Here is a 21272-nt window from a genome sequence, read left to right on the forward strand (position 1 = left end):
AAAGATGGAGCATGGCGATCATCACAGGTAGAGAGTGTTTAGAGTCGGCCTTGGCCCTCGGCTTCCTTCCCGCGCTCGGCGGGGAGCGCTTCATCGTCGCGAGCGCTCGCGCCGAAACGCAGGCCGTCTTCAAATTGCCCGATCTTGGCTACCCATTCGAGGCGCTGGAGCCGCATATCGACTCGCAGACCCTGCATTTGCATCATGATCGCCATCACGCTGCGGCCGTCACCGAATCGAATGTTCTCGTCGAAAAATATCCCGATCTTGCGAAAAAATCCGCCGTCGCGATCCTCTCGGAACTCGACAAAGTTCCAGAAGCCGTGCGCGCCGGCGTGCGCAACAATCTCGGCAGCCATTGGAGCCATTCTTTCTATTGGGACATCATGATGCCCGGCGGCGCCAAAGAGCCGTCCGGCGATTTGCGATCGGCGATAGAGGCCGCTTTTGGAAGCGTCGCCAATATGATGGAAAAGATCATCGCCGCGGGCGTTACGCGCCTCGGCTCCGGCTGGGCGTGGCTGGTCGTCGACAGGAAGGGCGAACTCCAGGCGATCTCGACGCAAAATCAGGACACCCCGCTGGAACAGGGCGCCAGGCGCGTCGTTCTCGCCGTCGACGTTTGGGAACATGCCTATTATCTCAAATATCAAGACAAGCGTTCCGACTATCTGAAGGCGTGGTGGAACATCGTGAACTGGGACAAAGCCGCGTCGAATTTCGCAAAGGCGCCGGCGTGATCTCCTAATCTCCACAAGCGGCGCGCCGCGCGCCTAGCTACGTCTCCTGCCAGGAGGGGATATTCCGATGTCCGACATCTCGGTCCAAGGCAAAACAAAACATTTCTGGATCAAGATTACGCCTCCGCCTGGCGTTGACCGGCGCGTCCTGCATGGGACAGCAAAACGAGCTGCGCCGCATGCACGGCAGTGGCGATTACTCCATTAGCGACTTGGCGGAACTCTTCTCCGTTTCCCAGCCAGCCGTCTATTTGATCCTAAACTGCGCCAGATTGTGACCCAGGGAGGCCGATAAGCAGGCTCTTAAAGTTATTCTAATCTTTGCCGCCGTGCAATCTCGGAAACCAAACAGCCCTATGCGAGGCCCAAATCGAAAGGTATAGTTTCTGTCATGCGGCCGCAGGCTGGAAAATCAATTGCAACCCGTATGGCGATGCGCGTTATCGCCTTCGTCCTGCTTTTGATTCAGGCGCTGGCGCCCGTAGTAGCGAAAGACGGCGTTTTCAGCCCGATCACCGGCGTCGTTTGCTCAGGGGACGCTTCCAATTCGGATGCGCCGCTTGAGCGTCATCATTCGGGGTTTTGTTGTATTTCCTCATGCGCCGCCTGCGGTTGCAGCGATATCACACGAGCTTGCATCTTTGTAGATCGCGCCGTTTGTTCCGCGCTTTCCAGGGCTTGGGATAATTGTGATGCTGGTCCAATCGCGTCGCTGAAGCATTGCGATTTCTCAGCGCGCGGGCCTCCGGCGATTTTCTAGCGCGCACCTCGCTCGAATCCCTGTCATCAGCTGAGCTGCACGGCAACCTGAGCGATTCCGCGTATTTGCGGCGCTTACGAATGTGCTGATTGCGATTTGATCGAGGCGGGAAGCATGGCCGCTTCGGGCGGCGCGTATCGCGCCTTTCCTTCAACGTGGCTGAGACAGATCAAGTGTTCCAGCCCCTGCCTAAAGGCCATCCAATGTCGCACCGAAAGGATTTGAGGCGGCGCAAGGACGTTCGCCCCGAGTTTCCCTTTCGAGGTTTTATCCGCTCAGCCGAGGGAGGCCTATCATGCCGCCGTTAAACTTGGTCGTGGAGAACCTCTGCCGGTTCCATGGACGGGAGTTGCATGACTTTCTCGTCCGTCGAGTCGGCGCGCAGCAAGCTGACGATATCGCGCAAGAGGCCTATGTTCATGCGCTCCAGCAAAACGACATCGCCTTGGCTAGGGAACCCAAGGCGTATCTTTTCTGTATCGCCGCCAATCTGGCGATCGACGCAAAGCGTCGTGAGCGAGTTCGGTCCCGTTACGCCGAAAACGAAGGGACGCTCCGTGTTCTCGTCGGAAACGCCCACAGTTCGGAAGTGGCGATCGAAGTCTCCGTTGAACTCCGCCAACTCTGCGCTTTTCTGGACGAACTCTCGCCGCAATGCCGCAACGCCTTTTTCCTCTATTGGATCAATGATCTGAACCATTCGGAAACAGCCCGACGGCTTGGGGTCACAGTGAGAACGGTCCAACGTCATCTGCTTAAGGCGCACGAACATTTGCGGCGTCGAGCCGGCCAGCAATCCATCCCATGACTCCGGGCGCCGGGCGCCGGAACCGGAACGAGCCCCTCTGTCCGTGGCGGCGCGCCGCCACGGGAACGAAACATCCTGGTTAAAAAAATTCGGATCGACGGCAAAATATCGTGTCGTCTTTTGTGCTCCTGAAACGTCTCATACTACAGCAAAGGTCCACCCGCGGCGAGGCTGTGATCGGCGACGATGATTGGGCCGGACAAAAGGAGTCGAAATGCGCATAGGAAGTTTAGCGCTCGGACTGGCCATAGCGGCGGTCCAGATCGAGGCGCCGCAGGCCGCTTCTCCCGCAAAACAACCCATCACTATTTCATTTGGCTTGGCCGCCGGCGGCAAGAGCGTCGACTGCGGCCACGACATTGCCGAGCTGGGAGCCGCCAAGCTGCCGGCGAAACTACGCGACGCCCGATTCTATATCTCGGCGCCGGCGCTGATCGATAAAGCGGGCAAGGAAGTTCCGATCGAACTGGAGAGGAACGATTGGCAATACGCCAACGTCGCCTTGCTGAATTTCGCCGACAAATCCGGCAGCTGCAAGGGGATGTCGGCTCTCAACGACAGCGTCAAGGGAACGGCGCCGCCCGGTCGCTACCAGGGTTTCAGTTTTGTTGTCGGCGTGCCGAGCATGACCAAGGGCGAAAACGGCAAAGACGTTGCGCTCAACCACTCCAATTTTGCGACTGCGCCCGCGCCCTTGGATATTCAGTCAATGAGCTGGAACTGGCAGGCGGGCCGGAAATTTATGAAGATCGAGGTCGATCCCGAAGGCGGGGTGACCCGCAAGCCGCCGCCTCCCAAGCCCGCTTCAAGGGAAACGCCGCCCACAGGCGCGCCCGACGCCAAATCCGATCTCGCCAAGGCGGACACCCCTCCCACAGAGCCCGTGAAAGTGAACGCTGACGGAACGATCACCGTCGTGACTTGGATGCTGCATCTTGGGTCAACCGGCTGTAAAGGCGACCCGCTCACCGGCGAGATCATTTCCTGCGCGAGCCCTAACCGAATTCCCGTGAAGCTCAGTTCCTTCGATCCCGCCACACAGCGGGTCGTTCTCGATCTGGAGGCGTTGGTCGCAGGGATCGATCTCAGTCACGATAAAGGTGGGGCCACCGGCTGCATGAGCGGGCCTGTTGACCCCGAGTGCGCGCCAATCTTCGAAAATATCGGTCTCAATCTCACGGAAACGGCTCCTGATGCAAATGACGCCGGCAGACCTTCAGGGCGCGTCAGCAAGGTCTTCCGCGCGGCGTCGAAGACTCTCATGGGAGCCAGCAAGTGATAAAGGCGTTCTTCTCTTCCCTCAGTCTCGTGGCGGCGCTGATCGCATGGGGCGCGTTATCGAATGCGGCCGAAATCAAAACGAATTGGATTTGGTCGCTGCCCGATTATTTGCCGCCACCGCGCGTTCCCATCGACAATCCAATGTCGGAGACGCGCTTTCAGTTGGGCCGCAAACTCTTCTATGACACGCGGCTGTCGGGCAATGGCAAGGAGAGCTGCGCCTCCTGCCATGTCCAGGCTCTCGCCTTCACCGATGGGCGGAAAGTTGCGGTCGGCGCAACCGGCGAAACGACGCCGCGCAATTCGCCGAGTATCGCCAACGCCGCCTGGCGGGCGACGCTGACCTGGGCGAACCCCGCGATGGTGACGCTGGAACGTCAAATGGAGGGGCCGCTGTTCGGCGAGGCGCCGATTGAAATGGGCGTGAATGACAACAATCGCAAGGAAATTTTGGCTCGCTTCGCCAGCGATGCGGATTATCGGCACGATTTCGCGCTGGCGTTCCCCAATGAAGCCGAACCGATCAGCTTCGGAAACATCATCAAGGCGATCGCTGTGTTTGAACGCGGCGTCGTGTCGGCCTCCTCGAAATATGATCTCTATCTGCAAGGCAAGGCGACGCTTACCCCTGAGGAAACGCGCGGCAAGGACTTGTTCTTTGGCGAGAAGGCGGAGTGCCATCACTGCCATGGCAGCGTCAATTTCGACGACCAGTTCTATCATGCGACGACGCGCGAGATCGAAACGCCGTTCCACAACACCGGGCTCTACGACATCGATGGCAAGGGCGGCTATCCCGCGCCTAATCGCGGCGTGTTCGAGTCGAGCGGCGCGCCCGACGATATGGGGAAATTTCGCGCCCCCAGCCTAAGGAATATTGCGGTGACGGGCCCCTACATGCACGACGGCAGCGTCGCGACTCTAGAAGAAGTGATCGACATTTACGCGGCCGGCGGACGCGATGTGGCGAGCGGTCCTCTGAAAGGGGATGGACGTTACAATGCGCACAAAAGCGAACTCATCGTTCCGATCGATCTCAACTCCCAGGAGAAGAGCGATATCATCGCTTTCCTCAAGACCTTGACCGACGACGAGCTATTGCATGCGCCGCGCTTTTCCAACCCATGGGCCGAAAAGCGAAAGGCGGGCATCGACAGTAAAGGATCACAAGCGAACTAATATCCGTCACGCGGTTACATAACCAAAGTATAACCAATATTTTTATTGACGAGGTATGCTGCATGTGATAAAATAAATCGCTACGCGATTCTTCATATAAATCGTGTAGCGCCTTATGGACGCGCATTATACTTAGCGCGAGATGAGGCTTTGTTTCAACATGCGACTATAGGAGGCTATCATGGTTATCAAGATCGCGAAGCGCACGACCCTCGCCGTCAATGGCCGAGCCGGTGCCGACTGCGGCACCGCCTGCTGGGGCTAAGACAAACGCGTGCGTCGTCCTTGCGGGCGGCGCACGCAAAATTTCTTTTCAAGCGTCGCGCGCGAGGCGGTTGAGATGCGGATTGGATTCAATTTCACGCTCGTCGAAACGGCCGATATGGTTCGGCGCATGTTCGCCGAAGGCCATATCGACTACTGCGAATTGCTGATCGACAATTTCTTTTGCGTGCGCCCTGCGGAGCTCGCGCGCGCCTTTGATTGTCCGACTGGCTTCCATATCATGTTTTCGGAGTTCATCGACGCGGATATCGATGCGCTCGCGGATTTCGGCAAACGCATTCGGCTGTTCATTCAGGAAATGCGGCCGCTTTATGTATCGGATCATGGCGCGAGCTTCACGCATCAAGGCGTGAATCTATTCCATCTGGGCGAGCTCGATTATGTGCGCGACTATGATCGCGTGCGCGCGCGCGTCGACCTATGGCAGGAAATGCTGGGCCAACGCCTTTTCATCGAGAATTACCCTTCCATCATGGACGGCGGTTGGGAAGCGCCCCGCTTTTTTGAGCGCCTCATGCATGACACCGGAGCGGGCGCGCTCTTTGACGCCTCCAATGCGGTATGCGCCAATCTCAATTGCGGCGCGCCGCTCGAAGCCTGGGACAAGGTGATCGCGGCGACGCCGCATTTCCATGTCGCCGGCTATAGTCGAGCAGTCAATCCGCCGCATATCATTCACGATTCCCATTCGGAGGAAATGTCGGAAAAGACGCTCTCTTTCCTGCGCGGCCGCCGGCATATTTTCGACAAGCCGGACGCAACGATGACATACGAACGCGACGGCAATATCGAATATGACTCGATCGTCGCCGACTTGCGGCGCCTGCGCGAAATCTTCAACAATAAAGTGGAGGAACGGCGCAATGAGCCCGACATCGCTTCCGCGCACTGACCGGGAATTGTACGACGTTCTCGCCTCGCCAAAGGCGATCCGGGATTATCCGCAAGATTCGCTCGCTTACGGACGCATAGACGTCAGCCTGCGCGCCTATTGGCATTCGACCTTCGACGCTTGCCCGGAGCTCCTCGATTTGTCGGGTCCCGACGGGATGGCGATTTTCTCGCCCTTCATGGAATGGGCGCGCGAGCGCGGCGTTCGTTTCACCTGGTCGTATTATCTATGGCTGTATCGTTGGCTGGAGCGTTCCAAGTTCGGCGATCGGCTGAGCGATGAATTGTTGCAGTCGCTGATGGGCGCGTCGGCGGCGCGCTGGGCCATCCGCGATCGCAGCGCCGCCTACGGCCTTGCGATCGGCTGCGCCGCGACGCGAAATCTCGTCGTCGGATGGAAATGCAATAGTCTAAGCGCGGGACGACAAGTCGAATTGATCGAGCCCGAGGAGCCCATTCCGGCGGGAGATGAGTTCTTCGGCTTTTTTACGATTTCCACGCCGGAGATTTCAACCTTCCCGGGATGGCGGAGTCTTCCCTTATGAAGGAAGCGAGCTTGTGGCGGGGATTTTTCCCGCTGCTCGCATCTCTGTCGATCGCGCCAATTTCGTTTCAGGTCGATTTGGCGATGGTCGCGAAGCTCGGCGTGGGGGCGCCGGCGGCTTATGCGTTGCTCGCGCGGATCGCGCTTCTAGATAGTACGCTCGTCGCCGCGGTCGGCGTCGTCGCCTCCGTGATGGTCGCCAAGGCGCGGGATCGTCGCGACAAATTGGCCATAATCGGCCAATTATGGGCGGCGGCGTTCGCCGTGGGGTTGTGCGCCTGCGCGGTCGGTTGCGCGGTCTATCCGACTGCCCTGCGGCTGATCGGCGGAACGCGGGAGGTCGTCGCGCTCGCATCCGCGGCGCTCGGCTGGCATCTTGCGGCGATTCCTTTTCGAATTCTGTCCGGCGTCGGCCTGTTCATCCTATTTGCGATGGAGCGCGGACGGCTCGCGCTGAGCTGGAAACTTTTCGAAGTCGCGCTGAAGGCGATCGGCGCCTATGCGCTGATCTATCCGTTCGGCTTCGGATTCGCCGGATGTTTCGTGGCGGGCTTTGCGACGTCCGTCGCCGGCGCGGCGACGACCTTCGGCATGGTTTGCGCCGAAGGCGCCGCCGCGCCGCGGCTTCCGCCTTGGAGCTTTGCGCGCGCCTTTCTCGCCGACGCGATGTGGGAGGCGTCGAGAATTTTGTCTCCGCAGCTGCTTGTCCTCGCTTCGCTCGCGCTGTTCGCCGCGCCCTGGCTTGGACGTTTCGAGCCGGAGCGCGTCGATTCTTACGCTGCGGGACAAATCCTTGTCCTGTTCCTCTTCACGCCTTTCACGGCGCTCACGCGTTTTCTCGCCATGCGCCTCACGGGCTCCACGCGCGAGGCGATCGCCCCCCTATTGCGACAGGGACTTCCGATCGCCCTCGTCGCCGCGGCGCTGCTGCTGATCGGGGGCGATTGGCTCGGGGCGGCGATCTATCAGCGCGAGGGGCGCTGGTGGTCGGCTTTCGTCGAAGCGCTCGCCCTATCGCTGCCGATCCGCTATGCGGCGAATGTCATGCGCGGCGCGTTGCAGTCGGGCGGCCGCTTCGCCGACGCGGCGGCGACCGATGGTTTCGCCGCCGCCTTCGTCGCGTTGCCGCTGACGGCGATCGGATTGCATCTCGACACGCCGGCGATCGCCTATCTCGCCCTCGTCGCACCTGAAACGCTCTGCGCCGCCATTCTTTGGAACCGCGTCGCGGATGCGCGCGCCGCGCGGGCGCAAACGGTTCTGCAGCTTTGAACGCGGGGCGACGATGAGCGGAGCGTCGCCGGTCAGGGAGGAAAGCGCGATGCGCATGAAACCTATACGCACGCAGGTGCTTATTCGCGGGGGCGGCTATGCGGGGCTGGCGGCGGCCATGCTGCTAGCCTGGCGAGGCGTGTCCTGTCTCGTGGCGGAACGTCACGCCGCCGTTTCTCGCCACCCGAAAGCGCATGGCGTCAATCGGCGCAGCATGGAGCTGCTTCGGGTCATTCCGGGTTTGGAGCAAGATCTCTTCGCGGCCTCTCGCGGCGCCGCCAATGACGTCGACGTCTATATTGCGGAGACAGTAGCGGGTCCAAGGCAAAGGACGCTCGTTGCAAAGAGCGATTTCGACCGTCCCAATATTTCCCCGGCGCAAATCTGCACCGCCGGCCAGGATCGGGTGGAGCCCATCTTCCTCTTACATGCGCGCGCGCTGGGCGCGGATGTGCGGTTTTCGACGACGCTGACGCAATTCGCGCAGGACGCGGACGGCGTGACGGCCCTTCTGCGCGAAGCCGAAGATGGGCGGGAGTATGAAGTGCGCGCGGATTACATGATCGCGGCGGATGGGGCGCATGGCGTCACGCGCGACACGCTTGGCATAGCGATGGCGGGGCCCGGCGTCATTTCCCACTCGGCCTCGATTCTGTTCGAGGCCGATCTGTCCAAGGTCATGCCGAATGGCGGCTTCACGCTGTGTTATTTGCGTAATCCCGCCTTCACCGGCGTTTTCGTGAGCTGCGACGATCCCAATCGAGGACAGCTCAACGTTGCCTTCGATCCCGAGGTAGAATCGCCCGAGTCCTATGACGCGGCGCGTTGCGCCGCGCTCGTGCGCGCGGCGCTCGGAGTCGGCGAGATCGAGGTGAAGGTGCTCGATATTTTGTTCTGGCGAAAATCGGCCCTAATCGCCGAGAGCATGGCGCGTGGGCGCATTTTCCTCATGGGCGACGCCGCTCACCTCATGCCGCCGGTCGGCGGGCTCGGCGGTCAGACGGCGCTGCAGGATGCCGCCGACATCTCCTGGAAGCTTGCTTATGTGCTGAAAGGCCACGCCGGACCAGCGCTGCTCGAGACTTACCAGGCCGAGCGCCTGCCCGTCGCCCATATCGCCCTGTCGCGCCAACTCGCCAATTATGTGGAGAGGCTGCAGCCCGAGCGCGACGATGTGAGAATACGCGCGCATGAAGCCGATTATGTCAGCGCGGCGATGGGCTATCGCTATCGCTCCGCCGCTATCGCGCTCGACGCCAGCGACGATGGCGCGGAGACCGAAAGCCCGCTGCGACCGTCCGGCTCTCCAGGCACGCGTTTGCCTCATGTCGAACTGCGCAAGGATGGTCATCTCCTCTCGACGCATGATTTCATCGGCCGCGACTTCGCGCTTTTCGTCGGCCCTCGCGGCCTGGCCTTCGCCGAGGCGGCGCGGCGCCTTGCGGCGTCGGGCGCGCCGCTCCAATGCGTGCGATTATCCGTCGACGCGATCGACGAATCGAACAGCTTTCTTGACAAGATTGGGCTCGCCGAAGACGGCGCGCTGCTCGCGCGTCCCGACGGCTATATCGCATGGCGTTCGCCAAGCGCACGGGAAGACGCCGCGCGCGCGTTGGAAGAAGCGCTGGCGCGCGTTTGCTGTCTGCCGTCTCCGTCGCCATGCGCCTCTCCCGTGCCTTACGTTTCGGAGCACAGCCTTTGACCATCGATGTGGCGTATGCGACGTCTCTCGACGCTATCCGAGCAAAGCTCGACGAGGATGGCTATTTCTTTTCCGAGCAACCGATCGGGGGCGACGCTTTTGAACGCGTCTGCGCGGATCTCGGCCCGATCATCAACAAAAGCGAAATCCGCGTCGAGGCGGGCGCGACCACTTATTTCAAGCGCAAGGATCCGTTGCCTTATCATACGGATTCGCCTTTCGCGCGTTATGTCGCCTGGCGATGCGAGGCCCAGCAGGACATTGGCGGCGAAATGCGTCTTAAGGATACGAAGCCGCTCTTCGACGCTGCGCCCCTTGCGCAGACAGACGCGTTGCGGCGCGCGATGGTGCGCTTTCCTGCGATCAAGGGCGCGCATGAGGCCGGAAGGCTGCCGGCGCTTTCGGGCGATTCGCGCCGCGGCTGGCGCCTCAATTACGCGCCCTGGCTGATCTCGAAGGACACATTGGCGCCGGCGGGGCGGGCCCTCGTCGCGGCGCTCGACGAGTTTCCCGGCGGCGACGCGAGCGTCGCGATCCCGCTGCGGCCCGGCAGTCTGCTCATCATCGACAACCGACGCATGCTGCATGGCCGCGGCGAACTCGACGGCGACAAACGCGTTTTGCTGCGCTTCTGGATCGGCGATTGAGGCCGCAAGCTTACCACTCGCGGCCTCATCGCGCCACATCCATAAACTGGCACAAGTTCTGATCGAAAAAGTCTGTCAACTTTTTTGGGAACTCGCACTAGAACTCCACGCGCAGCGAACCCAAAATATTTCGCGGCGCGCCGGCCGTGCCGGCGTAGCGGCCCGGAAAATTGGAAGTTCCGTAATAATAGTTCTGGTTGAGAAGATTATCGACGTTCACCTGCGCCGTGACATGCGCCGGCCCGAGCGCGAAGCGGTACGAGGCCATAGCCCGCACCAGCGTATAGGCCGGATTGAGGTAGGTGTTCGCCGGATCGACCCAGGAGTTCCCTATCCAGGTGAAGCCGCCGCCGACGCTCAAGCCCCTAAGGTCGCCATCGGCGTCATATTTGAGCCAGAGGCTTCCCATGTTGTCCGGCACGGCGGGCATTCGCTTGCCGACGACGGGCGCCTGCGTGCGAATGTCGAAGGGATCATTGAGCGGAAGGATCGACCCCTTGGTGACATGTGTGCTCAAATGCGAAAAATTCGCGATCACGCTCCAATTGTCGTCGACCTTCCCCGTGACGTCCAACTCCACGCCCTGGCTCTCGGCGTCCAGCAGATCGACGACAAAGCCCCTGAGCGCATTTGGCGCGGTCGGCGTATTCTGCGCCAGATTGTATTTCTTTATGTCGAAATAGGCGACGGTGGCGAGCAGGCGCTTGTCGAAGAACTCGCCCTTCACGCCGCCTTCCCATTGAATCGCCTGCTGCGACCCGAGTGGCGTATTCGCACGCGTTACGCCGTTGTTAACACCGAAGGATTGCGTGTAATTGCCGTAAACCGAGAGCCAGGGCCACGGTTGAACGACAAGGCCCACGCGGGGACTAAAGAAGCGATCCTTCGTCGTAACGCCCAACACATTGGCGCGATCGAGCGCATTGTTGATAATGGTCGAATTCGACTGTCCGATCGAGCTGAGCGCCGAGGCGAAGTCGTAGCGCCCGCCAAGCAGAAAATGCACGCGGTCGTCGAAGGCGGAGATCATATCCTGGGCGTAGAAGCCCTGCCATTCCTGCTTTCTGATCGCGGCGGCGCCGTTCGCGGGAATGAGGAACCGCGACAGGCCAAAGGGCGTGTAGATCGGCGCGAAGACGTTGATATTTTGGGCGATGTTCGCCTGATAAATATTGGCGACATTGGCGAAGCTCACATGATCCGTTCCAAACAGCACCGCATGCTGTAACGGCCCCGTGTAGAACTTGCCGTTCAGATCGAGATTGCCGGTGATGGTTCTGAGGGCGACCGGCCCGTAATTGAGCGAAAGAGTGGAGGTTCCAAAAAGGCTGTTCGCGGGGCAGGCGCCCGGCGGCAGGGCGGGATTGGGAACGGGCGGCGCGTTGACGCAAATGGTGAACATGCTCGACTGGATCGAGCGCGTATTGTTATACGCGAATCGATTGGTGACGCTCCAATCTTCATTGAGGTCGTATTTCCAATCATAGCCGACGAATCTGCGCATATCATGGTCGGGATTATTGACGGTGATGCTTGGATCGCCGATGTAGCGGCTGATTGGAATTGGCGCCGCATTATAGCCGATGGCGGGAATGTTCGGATTATTGTCGACGTAATAAAGGTCCTGATATTCGGCGTCGATGTTCAGCTTGAAATTTTGGGTGGGATGATAGGTGAGCGTCGCCGAGCCGAACCATCTATCGTCCTGGGCGAAATCGATGAAGGACGGATTATGGTAATATTCGGCGTTTACGCGATAGAGCCAGCTCTTATCCTCGGTCAAAGGGCCGGTGGCGTCGAGCGTCGTGCGCGCGACGCCGAATGAGCCCCCCTGTTGCTGCACGGAGTAATAGGGCGTCTCCAGGGGGCGTTTGACGATCATGTCGACAAGGCCGCCGGGCTCGATTCGTCCGTAGAGCATGGCGGCTGGCCCCTTGACAACCTCGAGCGACTGTAGATTCGCGGTGCTGGGGCAACGCTCGTTCGGCACAAGAACGCCGTTGCGGTAGAGTTGCGCCATCGACAGCGTGCCGGTCTGGAAACCGCGAATCATGAGATTTTGAAAGAGCGTGCAGTTCATGGGCAGAGGCGCCACGCTACTGACATTGCCGATGATCGCCTGGCTGACGTTGGTCGTCTGTTGATCGTCCATCGTCTGGCGCGTCACGGTCTGCACCGCGATCGGAATTTGCAAAATCGGCTTGTTGAGCTTGACTGATACCGTTCGGTCCGTCTTGTAGCCGGTGACGCGGTCGCCTGTCTGCGCGGTGCGCGCGTCAACCGATCGGCCCGCAGGGATGGGTGCGCCGCTCGGATGAGGCTCCGAGGACCGAGCTCTCTGCGCGGCGCCGATTTCGATCGGCGGCAGGGCTTCCTGCGCGACAGCGGAAGTTGAAATAAACGTTAATGTAAGCGCGCCGGCGGAAACGCCGCGCAACAGGGCAGTGCGAACCATTTGGAATTCTCCTGGCGCGGCGTCATACGCCCGCGCGAGCCGAGACGAAGGGATGCGGCCAAGGGTGCGATCCCTCGCGCCGCGTTCAGTCGGTCAGGAGAAAGACGGAGGCGCCCGCGATGACCAGGAGCTGGTCCAGCCGGGCGGGAACGGCGTGAACTCGTCATGGACAAGCCCCGCCAGCGTGTCGTCCGATCGCGGCGCCAACACGGCAATGACGCTCGCCAAAAGGGCGACCACATCGGTCGCTTGGTCTCGATGGCCAAGGGAGCACAAAGTGCAATGGCGATGATGGCTATGAGGCGCTGGCGTCTCGCCGTCGGCATCCGTCTTGGCTTGGCAGATTTCGCCCGCCATGGCGATCGACGCCGCGGCGTCGCCGCTCGCAAAAGCGATGCGCCCGTTCGAAGTGAAAACGAAGGCAAGAGTTTGCAGAAGGAACAGGCAAGCGACGGCGCCCGCGATAAACGCGCGCGCCGTTTCTCTCGCTGTCAGACTGGCCTTCCTCATAAATTCATGAATAGGCCTCCTGACTTTTACGCGTCAACATGACGGGGGGCGTCAATTATTTTATTCTTTGACTGTTGCTCAAAAGACACAATCTCAAGGCGGTCGGGACCCAATGACGCCGCGCCTTCCAATGAAAGAACAGGCGGTTCGCGAAAGCGCAAAGCCTTTCACAATCGCGTTCAGCCGCGGTTAATCGACTGCGCGCCAAGCTCCACACGCTGCGCGGCTTTCGCTGGCTGACGCAGATCAAATCAGCCTTCGGCAAGGGACATTACGACCATGAGACTCATGCCTATCGCTGCTGTAACGCTCACGGTGGGATTCTCTATCCCGGCGGCGGCGATGCCTCTGGCGCCGGCGCCATCGCCAGAGGCGCCCATCGTTCAGGTGTGGGGCGGCTGCGGCCCCTATGGCCATCGCGGTCCATATGGCGGCTGCCGCCCAGGTGGCCAGTGGGGAGGCTATCGCTGGGGCCGCCCCTGCCCGCCTGGCTTCCACCTCGGGCCATACGGACGCCGGTGTTGGCCCAACTGGCGCTACTATTGAGATTCTCATATCACACATAGAACGGCGCCTGATCGCTTCTCGAGCGCCGCGGCCGGGCTGCCGCGGCGCGGACAAACGGCGCCGATCGTCCCTCTTTGCGTCCGGATTGGATAAAGAGTCAGAAACACCAGCTAAGCTGGTGGTTTGATGGGGAACCGCTAAAAGCGGTTTTAAAGGACTCTGCTGCTTTTGAGATGGGACTATGGGATCAGGGCAAGCTGGTCCATTTCACGATCCTGCAGCTCTTGGTTCTTGATGTAGGCTCGGATGGTTTCCTCGTCTCGTCCCACTGTCGAGACGAAATAGCCCCGAGCCCAGAACTTGTGCCCCGTGAAATTGCACGCCTTGCGCTCGCCGTTTTGCACGATCCAGATCGAATTCTTGCCCTTCATGAAGGCGATCACCTCCGCCACGGAATATTTCGGCGGGATCGAAATGAGCATGTGAACATGGTCGGGCATCAGATGCCCTTCCTCGATCTTGCTCTCGCGGCGCCGCGCCAATTCGTGGAACACGTCGCCAAGGCGCTTCTTGATGACCCTGAAAATCGCCTTCTTTCGGTATTTCGGGATGAAAACCACATGATATTTGCACTCCCATGTGGCATGGTTCTGGTGATGTAGCTGCGTCATTAGGGTCACCTTCAAGGGAATAGCGGTTCCCAAGGAGACCCCTCTCATTGCTCGACCCGCGAGCCACTCATGAAAACGTGTCCGCTGTCGCGTCGCTCCTTCGGCCGCATCGTAAGCCCTCCGATTCACCCTCTCGGAGAAACAGAATCACGCCGCGAAGCCAACATCAATTTGCAAGAAAACAGCCCGAACGCCCCCAAACCTTGCAAAACAACAGACGCCGACGGCGCTCGAACACGCCTCCTGTCAAATGGTTGTGGGTTCTTCACGGGCGACGATTGCGACGGGGAACGGCGAAACGCTGTTCCGCGCCGCTTGTGGGCTGGCCGAGGTAGAGGTAGACCGCGCGCGCTCCTTTGCGGGAAAGTTCTGCCGATCGATGCGCTGCCCGGTCGATGAAGCGGCGCACTACGCGCCGCCATCGCCGAAATTCCACACCGGAATGCCCATTTTGCGGGCCTTGCCGGCGAGGTTCTTGGAGACGCCCGAGCCGGGAAAGGCGATGACGCCGATGGGGAGCGTTTCGAGCATCGCGTCGTTGCGCTTGAAGGGCGCGGCGTTCTTGTGGCGCTTCCAGTCGGGCTTGAAAACGATTTGCGGAACGGAGCGATTTTCGGCCCAGCAAGCGGCGATACGCTCGGCGCCCTTGGGCGAACCGCCATGGACGAGCGCCATGTCGGGATGTTTCGCGCGCGCCTTGTCGAGCGCGTCCCAGATGCGCATGTGATCGTTGCATTCGGCGCCGCCGGTGAAGGCGATGCGCGGGCCTTTCGGCAAGAGCGGCTCGATTTCCGCCTTGCGTTTGGCGGCGAGAAAATCGCGGCTGTCGATCATGGCGGCGGTGAGCGCCTTGCGGTTGACAACCGACCCGGCGCGCGGGCGCCAGGCGGAGCCGGTCGTCGCCTCGAACGCTTCGGCGGCCATGTCGCGGAAGGCTTCGAACGCGTTGCGGCGCTCGATGAGCGACACGCCCTGCGCGGTCAGGCGCTCGAGTTCGACGGACCTCACCTCGGAGCCGTCCTGTTCGGCCTGCGAGCGCCGTTGCGCCTGCTCATTGTCGTCGAGGGCGCGATCGAGCCGTGCGATCTTGCGGTGGAAAATGTTGACGAAGGCCCAGACGAGATCGGCGAGATCGTCTTCGAGCCGCGTGCCGGAGACGAGAGCGGAAAGGCTTTCGACGCAGTTGGAGATTTCGAGCGCGGCGTGGTCGGCTTCGGGCAAGGGGCGCGGATCGGGCTCGTCGGCGTTGGGGCGATAGCCGTAGAGCTGCAATTCTTCGAGAAGATGGGCGGTGGGGGACGACGCGTGAAACGGCTCGCTGGCGGCGTCGCGGGAAGAGAAGAGATCGTGCGGCATGGCGGTTCTCCCGTCTCGAGGCCGCGCCTGTCGCGGCCTTGTCCTGAGGATCGCCCGCCGGAGGCTTTGAGGCCGGGCCGCACCCTTAAGGGCCGAAACGAAGTGGAGGACGGCGCAAGGCGCCGTTGCGGCCCGGCCGGCCTCCGGCAGATCCCCCAATAGGACAAGGCCGCGGCGCGGCCCTCTTGTGAGGGGAGCCGCCGGGGCGTTCTCGCTCCTTGCCGGCCGGCGCCTGTGGGCGAAAACGCGTTTCGTCACGCTGCATCGTGAGCGAAAAGAAAGCGCGGAATATCGTCCGCGACGAATTGCCCGGCGATCCACGCCCGGAGCCGATCCGGGCCGAGCGTCAACAAATCGGCGTTGAAATCCTCCGCTCTCGGCGTAAGCGCGCGAATGTCGATAGTGCTGTGGCGATTACGCTCGCGCAATTTTTCCTCCGCGAGGCGGCCGGCTTCGTCATCGTCGCGCGCGACATAGAGACGGCGCAGCGTCGCGGGGAGATCGAGGGGGGCGAGATGGGCGGCGGAAAGCGCGGCGATCATGGGTATGGCGGGCATGATGGTTTTGAGCGCCAGCGTCGTTTCGAGCCCTTCCGCGACCGTGAGCACGTCGACGGCGCGCCCGAAGCGCACGCCATTGCCGAGCAGATGGCCCATGGCGCGGCGCGGCTGGGCGAGCGGCGCCCTGCCGCCCGAGGGGTCGAGCCAGGTGCGATGAACGCCGGTTATGGCGCCGTCGAGATCGGTGACGGCGGCGACGAGCGCGGGCCAGACCTCGCGGCGAGAGGGCGTGCGGTGGAAGCAGCGCGGATGAAAGCGCAAGGCGGAAACATCCGCCTGCAAGACGACGCCGCGGCTTCGAAGATAGGATTCCGCGAGCGTATTGCGGATCGGGCGCGACGCGGCGAACAATCGCCGCGCGGCGTCGGGCGAGCCGCTCGGCGCCGGCGGTTCGCGCAAATTTGGAGCGGACGACGCAATCGGCAAGCGCAGGAAATTTTGCGCCTCGTCGAGCGCCGCGCGGAAGTCGAGGCCGCGATTGAGGGCGATGAGATCGATGAGATCGCCAAATTGCCCTGTCGCGGCGTCGGCCCAATTCCCAGCGCGTTCTCCCGATAGGCGGACATAAAGGCTGCGGCCCGGCGCGTTCGTGACGTCGCCGACGAGCCAGTATCGGCCCTGCCTGCGGCCATTGGCGAGATAATGGCGGCAGACCGCCTCGGCGTTTTGGCCGAGACGGCGCGCGAGTTCGGCGGCCTTGGCCATGGCTCACCCCTTTTGCGCGATTTCGGAGAGGGGCCAGCGGTCGATCAGGTTTTCGAAGACCGCCTTTCCGCATTCACCGGTCGGAACGAAGAGCCGCAGTTTCCAGGACATGATTTCGGCGATGAGCCCCCGCGCCTTGAGCGCGTCGACCATGCCGGAGGTGAAGCCCGCGAACTCCAAGCGGTAATCCTGCATGACGCGCACGCGGCGCAGGGACAGCCCATCTGCAAGATGCAGGATCGCCTTGCCCTCGTTGAGCGCGGCCCAGGCGTCATCGACCGATATTTTCGCAGCGTCGACGCCGAGATTGCGGCAGAGGGCTTGCGCTTCGGCCGGCGACAAGAGGCGGCCGATGACGCGCTCGCCCTCGTCGGTCTGAAGGCGATAGACGCGGCAATTTTCGTCCGGGAGACGCCGCCAGATCGGAAGAAGCAGACCGGTGACGAGATGGACGACGCTCGTCGTGAACTCGGGGACGTTGGCGAGTTCGACCTCCCAGGCGCGCGCGAAACTTTCCGCGTCCGCCTCCTGCCATTGCGTCTGTGCGAGCGCGTCGAGCGGCAGGCTCATGCGCTCCAGCGGGCGAATGAGGCGCGCGCGCCGTTCGATCTCGCCATCGTCGCGCATGAGGCTTGGCGCCGGCGTCAATACGGCCGCGCGGCCCGAGCGGGCGTTGATTAACAGCGCGCCATCGCGCAGGCGAAGTGCGTCGGCGAGCGAAAGCGGCTTGTTGCGGTCCTTGCGCAGGATTTCGAGCAGCAAGGTCTCGGCGCCGGTCTCGGGATGGCGCCAGACGGCGCGCCGCTCGGCGATACGCAAGCTCTCGGCCGTTATCGTCTCCAGCCCGATGTCATAGACGCCCGCGGCGAGCGCCGCCTCGATGCGGGCGTCGAGCAATTCTTCGAACGACGTGAAGAGCGCGTTCTGCAAAACGATCGGCAAGGCCAGCAAGCGATTCAAGAAGGTCGTGATCGGCGGCAGTTCTTCGCGCAGCGAGCCGTCGCGATCCAAAAGCGACAATCCCGTCGCCTGCTCGAAGTCGGGCAGGGAGCAGCCTTCGACGCCGCCGCGATGGAGCAACATGTAGAATTGCCTCAGCGCCGCGCGCGCCTGCGGGCCTTCGAGATTGTCCTCGGCGCGAAAGAGCCCCTGTCCGCCGGTCTGGCGCTGGCCGCGCGTGATGGCGCCGAGCGTGTCGAGACGGCGGGCGATGGTCGAGAGAAAGCGCTTTTCGGCCTTCACATCGGTGGCGATGGGCCGAAACAGGGGCGGCTGCGCCTGATTGGTGCGGTTGGAGCGCCCGAGCCCCTGGATGGCGGCGTCGGCCTTCCAGCCGGCTTCGAGCAGATAATGGACGCGCAAGCGCCGATTTTTGGCGCCCATGTCGGCGTGGTAGGAGCGTCCCGTACCGCCGGCGTCGGAAAAGACGAGAATGCGCTTTTCGTCGTCCATGAAGGCCTGGGTTTCGGCGAGATTGGCCGACGCCGGCCGGTTTTCGACGCAGAAGCGCTCGCCCTTGCGCACGATACGCCGTGAGCGCCCGGTGACTTCCGCCACCATGTCCGCGCCGAAGCGCTGAACGATCTGATCGAGCGCGCCGGGAACGGGATCGAGCGCGGCGAGCTGCTCGATCATGCGGTCGCGGCGCTCGACCGCCTCGCGGCAGTGAACGGGTTGGCCGGTGTCGTCGAAAACGGGGCGCGAGGAGAGATTGCCCTCATCGTCCGTGAAGGGCTCGAACAATTGCGTCGGGAAGGAATGCTGGAGGTAGGAGAGTACGAGCTCGCGCGGAGAGAGATCGACGCTCAAATCGTTCCATTCGTCCGCGGGAATATCCGCGAGCCGCCGTTCCATCAGCGCTTCGCCCGTCGAGACGAGCTGGACAATGGCGGCGCAGCCGGCGTCGAGATCGCGCTCGATGCTCGCGATCAGCGTCGGCGTCTTCATCGAGGTGATGAGATGATTGAAGAAGCGCTGTTTGGCGCTTTCGAACGCCGAGCGGGCGGCCGCTTTCGCCTGGCCGTTGAGCGTCCCGGACTTTGCCGTGATGTTTGCAGCCTCCAGCGCCGCGTTGAGATTGTGATGGATAATCTGGAAGGCTCGCGCATAGGCGTCGTAAATCGCCGTCTGCGCGGGCGTGAGCCTGTGCTCGACAATCTCGACCTCGACGCCTTCATAAGAGAGAGAACGCGCCGCATAGAGGCCGAGCGCTTTCAAATCGCGCGCCAGCACCTCCATGGCGGCGACGCCGCCGGCTTCGACCGCCTGCACGAACTCGGCGCGGTTGGCGAAGGGGAAATCCGCGCCGCCCCAGAGCCCCAGCCGCTCGGCGTAGGCGAGATTGCGCACGTCGGTCGCGCCCGTCGCCGAAACGTAAACGACGCGGGCGTCGGGCAGGGCGCGCTGCAGTCGCAATCCCGCGCGGCCCTGCTGCGAGGGCGCGACCTCGCCGCGCTCGCCTTTGCTGCCGGCGGCGTTCGCCATGGCGTGCGCCTCGTCGAAGACGATGACGCCGTCGAAATCGCGCCCGAGCCAGTCGATGATTTGTTGGGAGCGTGACGCCTTTCCCTCGCGCTCGGCCGAGCGCAGCGTGGCGTAGGTGCAGAATATTATGCCTTCGTCGAGCTTGATCGGCGTCCCCTGGCGAAATCGCGCCAGCGGCTGGATGAAAAGCCGCTCCTGGCCGAGCGCCGACCAGTCGCGCTGGGCGTCTTCGATCAGCTTGTCGGATTTGGAAATCCACAGCGCCTTGCGCCGTCCTTTGAGCCAATTGTCGAGAATGACGCCCGCGACCTGGCGGCCCTTGCCGCAGCCGGTGCCGTCGCCGAGGAACCAGCCGCGCCGGAAGCGCACGGATTTTTCGTCTCCGTCGGACGCCGTGGAAATATTGTCGCAGGTTTCGTCGATGATCCACGATCCTGCGAGATGACGGGCATGCGCTTCTCCCGCGTAGATGACGCTTTCGAGCTGGGCGTCGGAAAGGAGGCCGTCTTCGACGAGTTTCGACGGAAGATGCGGCCGGTAGGCGGGCCTGGGCGGCGCCACCGAAGCCATGGCCGCCGACTGCACGAGCATTGTCGGATGCGGCTTCGCGCGCGGGATGCGGATCGATTGCAGCGCGTAGGATTCATAAAGCGCATCGCTCAGCGCGCAGCTTTTTCCGGGCCTCCACTCGACATGTTCGTAAGCGAGTTCGACCGCGTCGAGGGGAGCAGCCGCAACGGGCCGTCCTTGACGGACAATCGGCTGGGAGCGTGCGGGCGCGCCAAGCGGGCGAGTGTCAGCGATCCCAACCGCGCCTGCACGTTGCGCGCGCGCTGGAACGCCCTCATTGACGTTGGCGAGGAGTTCCACGGCGCTCCGCGCCGGCGAATAGGATGGCAAAATGACCTGAGGATTTGCGATCGCGACTTTATCGATGACCGTCAATCGCGTTTCGATGGTCGTGCCGTGTCCGGCATAGAGGGCGCCGTCGATGGCGCAGGAGAAGCGGACATGGCCGCCCTTCTCCTGGAGGCGGACGAACAGCGGTCTGGTCGCCGGATTGTCGGGGGAGAGGCTTGCGCCGGCGATCGCGACGAGTCGGCCGCCTTGCGCGAGACGCGCGAAGGCCGACGCAATATGCCGGAAGGCGGCGTCGTTTATGCGGCGATCGACATTGAGCAGCGCCGAGAAAGGCGGATTCATAATGACGACGGAAGGCCGCACGCCCGCGTCGAGCCGGTCATGAATCGTCGCGGCGTCGTGGCGCGTGAGCGGCGCATCGGGAAAAAGCGACGAGAGAAGCGCCGCGCGCGTCTCGGCGATCTCGTTGAGCGCGAGGCGCGCGCCGGCAAGCTGCGCGAAAATCGCAAGCAGGCCGGTCCCGGCCGAAGGCTCCAGCGCGACGTCGTCGTCGGTGACGCCCGCGGCGACCCGCGCAATAAACGCGAGCGGGAGCGGCGTCGAAAATTGTTGAAGAGCTTCGGACTCTGGCGTGCGCCGCGTATGCGTCGGGAAAAGACCGGCGATCTTTTCCACCATCGCCAGCATGGATTGGTCCGATTGCGCACGGGCGCGCATGGCGGCGCCGAATTTGCGCAAGAAAAGCAGCTGCGCAACTTCGCAGGCTTCATAGGCGTCCTTCCATAACCATGCGCCCTCGGCGTCGGAAGCGCCGAAGGCCTGCTCCATCGCGGCGCGCAGACGGGCAACGTCGATGGCGCGGCCCTGTTCGAGAGCGGGAAGAAGGAGCCGTGCGGCGTTAAAGATGCGGGAGGCGAAGGCCGCAGGCGCGAAACATTGCGCGGCGGCTTTCGCCGCGCTTGAAGGCGTAATCGCATTCATGGGGAAAGTCCTCAAGGGAGAGCTGAATCGGGCGAACCGGAGGAGCTCTCTCTTTTCCCTTCCGGCTCGCCCG

The 21272-nt window shown here is 62.2% G+C and carries 18 protein-coding genes; 12 read left to right on the forward strand and 6 right to left on the reverse strand.

The window, feature by feature from the left end:
* Positions 1–11 precede the first annotated feature (11 nt).
* From ACNHKD_RS02910 to ACNHKD_RS02960, 11 genes are all read left to right on the forward strand, one after another.
* Positions 12–740: a superoxide dismutase gene (locus ACNHKD_RS02910; protein WP_442755629.1), complete on the forward strand. Its 729-nt coding sequence runs from the start codon at positions 12–14 to the stop codon at positions 738–740.
* 152 nt (positions 741–892) lie between these two features.
* Positions 893–1018: a helix-turn-helix domain-containing protein gene (locus ACNHKD_RS02915; protein WP_442755630.1), complete on the forward strand. Its 126-nt coding sequence runs from the start codon at positions 893–895 to the stop codon at positions 1016–1018.
* 777 nt (positions 1019–1795) lie between these two features.
* Positions 1796–2308, forward strand: coding sequence for an RNA polymerase sigma factor (locus tag ACNHKD_RS02920; RefSeq protein ID WP_442755631.1), 513 nt, complete (start codon positions 1796–1798; stop codon positions 2306–2308).
* Between the two features lie 190 nt (positions 2309–2498).
* Entirely contained in the window at positions 2499–3587 is a 1089-nt protein-coding gene (locus tag ACNHKD_RS02925) for an MbnP family copper-binding protein (protein ID WP_442755632.1), read from the forward strand.
* Positions 3588–3616: 29 nt separating this feature from the next.
* Positions 3617–4768 (forward strand): MbnH family di-heme enzyme, encoded by a 1152-nt coding sequence (locus ACNHKD_RS02930; RefSeq protein WP_442756824.1) that lies wholly within the window; start codon positions 3617–3619, stop codon positions 4766–4768.
* A gap of 181 nt (positions 4769–4949) precedes the next feature.
* Positions 4950–5033: a methanobactin gene (gene mbnA, locus ACNHKD_RS02935; protein ID WP_442756825.1), complete on the forward strand. Its 84-nt coding sequence runs from the start codon at positions 4950–4952 to the stop codon at positions 5031–5033.
* Between the two features lie 75 nt (positions 5034–5108).
* Positions 5109–5945, forward strand: coding sequence for a methanobactin biosynthesis protein MbnB (gene mbnB / locus ACNHKD_RS02940; RefSeq protein ID WP_442755633.1), 837 nt, complete (start codon positions 5109–5111; stop codon positions 5943–5945).
* Complete coding sequence (gene mbnC / locus ACNHKD_RS02945) at positions 5917–6489, forward strand: methanobactin biosynthesis protein MbnC (RefSeq protein WP_442755634.1); 573 nt, start codon at positions 5917–5919, stop codon at positions 6487–6489. The genes mbnB and mbnC overlap by 29 nt, the downstream gene beginning before the upstream one ends.
* On the forward strand, positions 6486–7760 hold the full coding sequence (mbnM, locus tag ACNHKD_RS02950) for a methanobactin export MATE transporter MbnM (protein WP_442755635.1): 1275 nt from the start codon (positions 6486–6488) through the stop codon (positions 7758–7760). Before mbnC ends, mbnM begins: the two co-directional genes overlap by 4 nt.
* A 49-nt stretch (positions 7761–7809) precedes the next feature.
* A complete protein-coding gene (gene mbnF, locus ACNHKD_RS02955) occupies positions 7810–9462 on the forward strand; it encodes a methanobactin biosynthesis FAD monooxygenase MbnF (protein ID WP_442755636.1) in 1653 nt (550 codons plus the stop codon).
* Complete coding sequence (locus ACNHKD_RS02960; protein ID WP_442755637.1) at positions 9459–10109, forward strand: TauD/TfdA family dioxygenase; 651 nt, start codon at positions 9459–9461, stop codon at positions 10107–10109. Before mbnF ends, ACNHKD_RS02960 begins: the two co-directional genes overlap by 4 nt.
* Positions 10110–10206: 97 nt before the next feature.
* Here ACNHKD_RS02960 and ACNHKD_RS02965 read toward each other — a convergent pair whose 3' ends face one another.
* On the reverse strand, positions 10207–12564 hold the full coding sequence (locus ACNHKD_RS02965; RefSeq protein WP_442755638.1) for a TonB-dependent siderophore receptor: 2358 nt from the start codon (positions 12562–12564) through the stop codon (positions 10207–10209).
* A gap of 93 nt (positions 12565–12657) precedes the next feature.
* A complete protein-coding gene (locus ACNHKD_RS02970; protein ID WP_442755639.1) occupies positions 12658–13074 on the reverse strand; it encodes a DUF2946 family protein in 417 nt (138 codons plus the stop codon).
* A 342-nt stretch (positions 13075–13416) separates the two neighbouring features.
* Here ACNHKD_RS02970 and ACNHKD_RS02975 point away from each other — a divergent pair, with 342 nt between their 5' ends.
* Positions 13417–13620 carry a GCG_CRPN prefix-to-repeats domain-containing protein gene (locus ACNHKD_RS02975; RefSeq protein ID WP_442756826.1) on the forward strand — a complete coding sequence of 68 codons (204 nt, stop codon included), beginning with the start codon at positions 13417–13419 and terminating at the stop codon, positions 13618–13620.
* Positions 13621–13820: 200 nt separating this feature from the next.
* Here the strand turns inward: ACNHKD_RS02975 and tnpA are convergent, their stop codons facing one another.
* The 4 genes from tnpA to ACNHKD_RS02995 all read right to left on the reverse strand — a co-directional run bounded on the left by tnpA (position 13821) and on the right by ACNHKD_RS02995 (position 21199).
* Entirely contained in the window at positions 13821–14252 is a 432-nt protein-coding gene (gene tnpA, locus ACNHKD_RS02980; protein ID WP_442755640.1) for an IS200/IS605 family transposase, read from the reverse strand.
* Between the two features lie 408 nt (positions 14253–14660).
* The gene (locus ACNHKD_RS02985) at positions 14661–15608 is read right to left on the reverse strand and encodes a DUF2493 domain-containing protein (protein ID WP_442755641.1); all 948 of its coding nucleotides are present in this window, start codon (positions 15606–15608) and stop codon (positions 14661–14663) included.
* A gap of 254 nt (positions 15609–15862) precedes the next feature.
* Complete coding sequence (locus ACNHKD_RS02990) at positions 15863–16873, reverse strand: DUF7146 domain-containing protein (RefSeq protein ID WP_442755642.1); 1011 nt, start codon at positions 16871–16873, stop codon at positions 15863–15865.
* 3 nt (positions 16874–16876) lie between these two features.
* On the reverse strand, positions 16877–21199 hold the full coding sequence (locus tag ACNHKD_RS02995; protein WP_442755643.1) for a strawberry notch-like NTP hydrolase domain-containing protein: 4323 nt from the start codon (positions 21197–21199) through the stop codon (positions 16877–16879).
* Positions 21200–21272: the final 73 nt, after the last annotated feature.

Origin of the sequence: Methylocystis sp. JAN1, from assembly GCF_052186135.1 — a bacterium.
In the GTDB taxonomy this organism is placed as follows: Bacteria; Pseudomonadota; Alphaproteobacteria; order Rhizobiales; family Beijerinckiaceae; genus Methylocystis.